We start from the raw sequence: 4,042 nt of genomic DNA on the forward strand, positions 1-4,042 counted from the left end.
TATCTGTCTTATTTGTGTGTTTAAAATATAAAAATAGCAGGAAAGCAAAAATCTTTCCTGCTATTTTTCTTTTAGATAACCTCATTAACAATGCTAACTTAATGACATTGGTTTTTTTGACTCTCCTCTTTTTATATGTCTATGCTGCGAATTTAAAACTTACATAAAGTGTTATAATTAACATAAGTAGAATACATGCAACCATAAGTTTTCCTTTAGAGCTTCCTAGATTGACAGTCCATCCAATTCCAAATCTTTTCTGAACAAATGATGAAGGATCATTTGGATTGTAGTAGAAACAACCTAAAACCCAGTATTTGTCATCATCATCAACAGTATATGAAACATCAGAATAGTTGCCTTTCTTTAATTTAGATGATGTATAGATTAAAGGAACTATTGATGCTAGAAGTAGTACAGTTGATAAAATTACAAGTATTTGATTTACTTCTTGATTAACAAGCCCAAATGAAATTGAACTGAAAAGTAAGGCCATTGCAAATAACATAAAGAATGATTCGCTAGCTAAATGGTTTAAATACTTAATAGTATTTGCTATATCGGATTTAGAATCATTTTTATCTATTTTTATTCTAGCTTTTAAAGAATAAACAGAGCCGAAATAAACTAAAACCATTACAACCACTTGCATACCTATTTGAGCAAAGAAAGAGGCTTTAGTTTTTACAGTAAATCCATCTGCAATTCCTTGGAAGTTGAAGTGTGTAGGCATCATTTCAGGTATTTTATCATAGTTGATAAAAGCATAAGCTGAAGATGCTACAACTAAAAGTATAGGAATAATATATATTAAGCTGTATTTTTTTACTAATTTATCTCTTTCATGCATAAAATCTACATCAAGTATCTGAGTTCTTTCTGATTTAAGCTCAGGATTTATTGTAGAAAGATGTTCTTCTTTAAATATTAGTACTTTTTTATAACTACTATAGTATATAAAGTAGTACAAAACAACTGTAAGTATTATAGGCACTGTAACAGCTGCAAGATAAAGATTTTCATTTAATGTAAAATCAGCATATAAAGATAATCCAATTTGGATTATAAGTACAGCAGCAGTAGAGATTATTATACCTCTTTTGTAGCTTTTATCTATATGTTTTAACTCTTCGAAATTTCTATATTTCTCCGGAATATTAACCCCATAGAATACTTTATTACTTGTAAATTTTTGCATATTGTAATCTACAATTGCAAGTAAAATAATTATAGGGACCATAACCATTAATTCTATATTATAGTTAGTCATTTTTAACAACCTCACATTCATTGTAAATTTTTTCTGCTAATTTTAGGAATTCATCCTTCTGAATACCTGATAAGAATGAATTAGATATTAATATTTCTAATTCATCAAATAATTCTTTTTCTTTAATTTCGTTTTTTTTCATTGGAAGATCTGCTACAACAGCGCCTTTTCTTCTGTCTATATTAAGATACCCCCTATCTTTGAGTTCATTATATGCTTTGTTGACAGTATGAAGATTTACACCAATATCCTCAGCCATACTTCTAACAGAAGGTAGAGATTCTCCTATTTTTAAATCTCCTTTTGCTATTGCTTTTATAAGATTATCTTCTATTTGCAGATATATGGATTTACTGCTGCTAAAGTCTAGTTCTAATTTCATATTTATAACCTCCTTTCCAAATGTTATATTAATTCTATTTGTTATATATAATATATAACAGACATAACAAAAAAGCAATATACTTTTTGAAAAATTTGATGGTGGGAAGGGTAAAAATTTATTTTTGAAGAATTAAAATAGTTAAAATCTTATTAAAAATAAGTGATTGGATATATACTATATAATAAATAAAAATATATAACATATAGGTGTAAAAATTAAATAAAAAATAGGTTAAATGTTTCGAAAAATTTTGCTAAAAATTTGAAAAAATGTAATGGATATGTTAATATATAGGTGAAGATAGATTGGAATATGACACGAGATGACGGGGATATTCTAAGACATTATTTTATGAGATTATTAAAGAAGTGAAACACGAGGTGACGGGTTTCACTTTTTTTCTGCAAAAAAGTATATAAAAATGGGGCTGATGTAAAATATAGCAACATCAACCCCGTTTTTTATTTTTAGAATAGTCTATTTAAGGTATTATAATTCTCTATAACAGTGAATAATTCCTCGGCAATCTTCTTGTGCTTATAATTATCTTTCTTAATATTGTGCATCAGTTTCATATTAGTTGTATAAGCGCATACATCTGCAAGCTGGATATTTACACTATCATAGCTTTTTTTCTGCATAATTTCAGAACTTATTCTTTCGCTTGGATTTTCTCTAAGATAAGGAATCATATAGTTAGAAACAGTATAATTACCTTCGTCAGCTATTATACAAGCTTGTTCATTGTTTTTTTCTAAATAAATAGAAATCATTTCAACAAGCGCCTCTGTCATTTTTCTGTTTAATAAACATTCAGACTCATTTCCTTTACCATGACGATTTAAAAACTCATTTTTATCGCAATAGACAGTAAATATAGGTATATCATAGCTTTCTACAACTCTAAGAGTTCTTTTAATGGTATTTATCCTATCATCTTTATCCAAAATTATATATGGAATATCTCCTCTTATAATTTCTGAGCAATGTAGCTCAAAGTTTTCACTGATAACTAAATCGGTTAAAAGTTTTGACATCTTATTGGCTCTATTAGATGTATATGTATTATTGTCAAAAGATGACTGCAGTGTATTTTCGATTTTAAACTTGAATCTATCTGTTATTACCTTTAATTTTTCGCTAATATCTCCAAAATATCTATTATCTATACAAACAGCGGTTAAAAGATATACAGGCTGATCTAAATCTTTAAGGCTGCGGCTTCCTGAATCGTCAATATAAATATTTATCAAAATTACTCCTCCATTTCCTATTACTAATTATATAATAGCATATTTTTTATAATAATATTATTCAAATAGATGCAAGAATTTCGTCAATTGTAAAAAATTAAATAAAAAAAGTATAAACAGTTGACTTAAAACACAAAAAAAGTTTAAAATAGAATAGCGGAACAATTTTAAATTGGTAACTGGTAACATAAAGTCAAAGTTACATAATCCCTAAAGGCAGCTGAGTATTTTTCGATACGAAGCTGCTCTTTTAGTTTAATAAATTAACTTTACTTGTGTTGAAAATATATTATTGTAATGATATGATATGTTAAACAGAATACTGAACTTGGAAAGGTGTGAAAATTATGTACGATAAAATAGTAGAAGCTACTGAATATATAAAGGGGATAACTGATATAAAACCAGAAATAGCTCTTATACTTGGATCAGGTCTTGGTGCTATGGCTGAAAATATAAAAAATCCAGTAAAAATAAAATACAGCGACATACCTAATTTCCCAGTATCTACTGTAGTTGGACATGCAGGAGAGCTTATAATCGGGGAATTAGAAGGAAAAAAAGTTGTAGCTATGCAGGGAAGATTCCATTATTATGAAGGATATTCTCAGTCGCTTACAACTATGCCAGTTAGAGTTATGAAAATGCTTGGAGCAGAAACACTTATTGTAACAAATGCAGCTGGTGGTGCAAATAAAGACTTTAACGCTGGGGATTTAATGATTATAAAAGATCATATAAATCTAAGTGGTTCAAACCCTCTTATAGGAAAAAATGACGATAGAATAGGGCCTAGATTCCCAGATATGTCAGATGCATATAACGCAGAATACAGAGAATTAGTAAAAAAATCTGCTAAAGAAGTTGATGTTGAAGTTAGGGAAGGGGTATATACATTCTTCTCAGGACCAAACTATGAAACACCTGCTGAAATAAGAATGGTGCAGGTTTTAGGTGGAGATGCTGTTGGTATGTCTACGGTTCCAGAAGTATTAGCAGCAGTTCATTGTGGAATGAAGGTAATAGGAGCAACTATATAGTTGTTAAAAATATAGTCAAAAATATACATATATAGACAAATATATTTTTACAAAAAGCTCCCTACATTCATAACGAGTGTAGAGAGGCGAGAAA

Annotated in this window: 4 protein-coding genes; 1 reads left to right on the top strand and 3 read right to left on the bottom strand. The window is 28.6% G+C overall.

The annotated features are described in order from the left end of the window. Positions 1-139 precede the first annotated feature (139 nt). The 3 genes from ACK2WN_RS11790 to ACK2WN_RS11800 all read right to left on the bottom strand — a co-directional run bounded on the left by ACK2WN_RS11790 (position 140) and on the right by ACK2WN_RS11800 (position 2,908). On the bottom strand, positions 140-1,270 hold the full coding sequence (locus tag ACK2WN_RS11790; protein WP_416155673.1) for a DUF5808 domain-containing protein: 1,131 nt from the start codon (positions 1,268-1,270) through the stop codon (positions 140-142). Next, complete coding sequence (locus ACK2WN_RS11795) at positions 1,263-1,652, bottom strand: GntR family transcriptional regulator (RefSeq protein ID WP_270838748.1); 390 nt, start codon at positions 1,650-1,652, stop codon at positions 1,263-1,265. Before ACK2WN_RS11795 ends, ACK2WN_RS11790 begins: the two co-directional genes overlap by 8 nt. 470 nt (positions 1,653-2,122) lie before the next feature. Beyond that, complete coding sequence (locus ACK2WN_RS11800; protein WP_006439156.1) at positions 2,123-2,908, bottom strand: DUF3800 domain-containing protein; 786 nt, start codon at positions 2,906-2,908, stop codon at positions 2,123-2,125. Between the two features lie 347 nt (positions 2,909-3,255). Between ACK2WN_RS11800 and ACK2WN_RS11805 the strand changes: the two genes are divergently transcribed. Next, positions 3,256-3,948 carry a purine-nucleoside phosphorylase gene (locus ACK2WN_RS11805; RefSeq protein ID WP_416155674.1) on the top strand — a complete coding sequence of 231 codons (693 nt, stop codon included), beginning with the start codon at positions 3,256-3,258 and terminating at the stop codon, positions 3,946-3,948. Positions 3,949-4,042: the final 94 nt, after the last annotated feature.

Source organism: Peptacetobacter sp. AB800 (assembly GCF_047807365.1).
In the GTDB taxonomy this organism is placed as follows: Bacteria; Bacillota; Clostridia; order Peptostreptococcales; family Peptostreptococcaceae; genus Peptacetobacter.

Bases quoted from the DNA above. Each gene is read 5' to 3' on its own strand.
- ACK2WN_RS11795 (WP_270838748.1), bottom strand. From the start codon at position 1,652: ATGAAATTAGAACTAGACTTTAGCAGCAGTAAATCCATATATCTGCAA.
- ACK2WN_RS11790 (WP_416155673.1), bottom strand. From the start codon at position 1,270: ATGACTAACTATAATATAGAATTAATGGTTATGGTCCCTATAATTATT.
- ACK2WN_RS11805 (WP_416155674.1), top strand. From the start codon at position 3,256: ATGTACGATAAAATAGTAGAAGCTACTGAATATATAAAGGGGATAACT.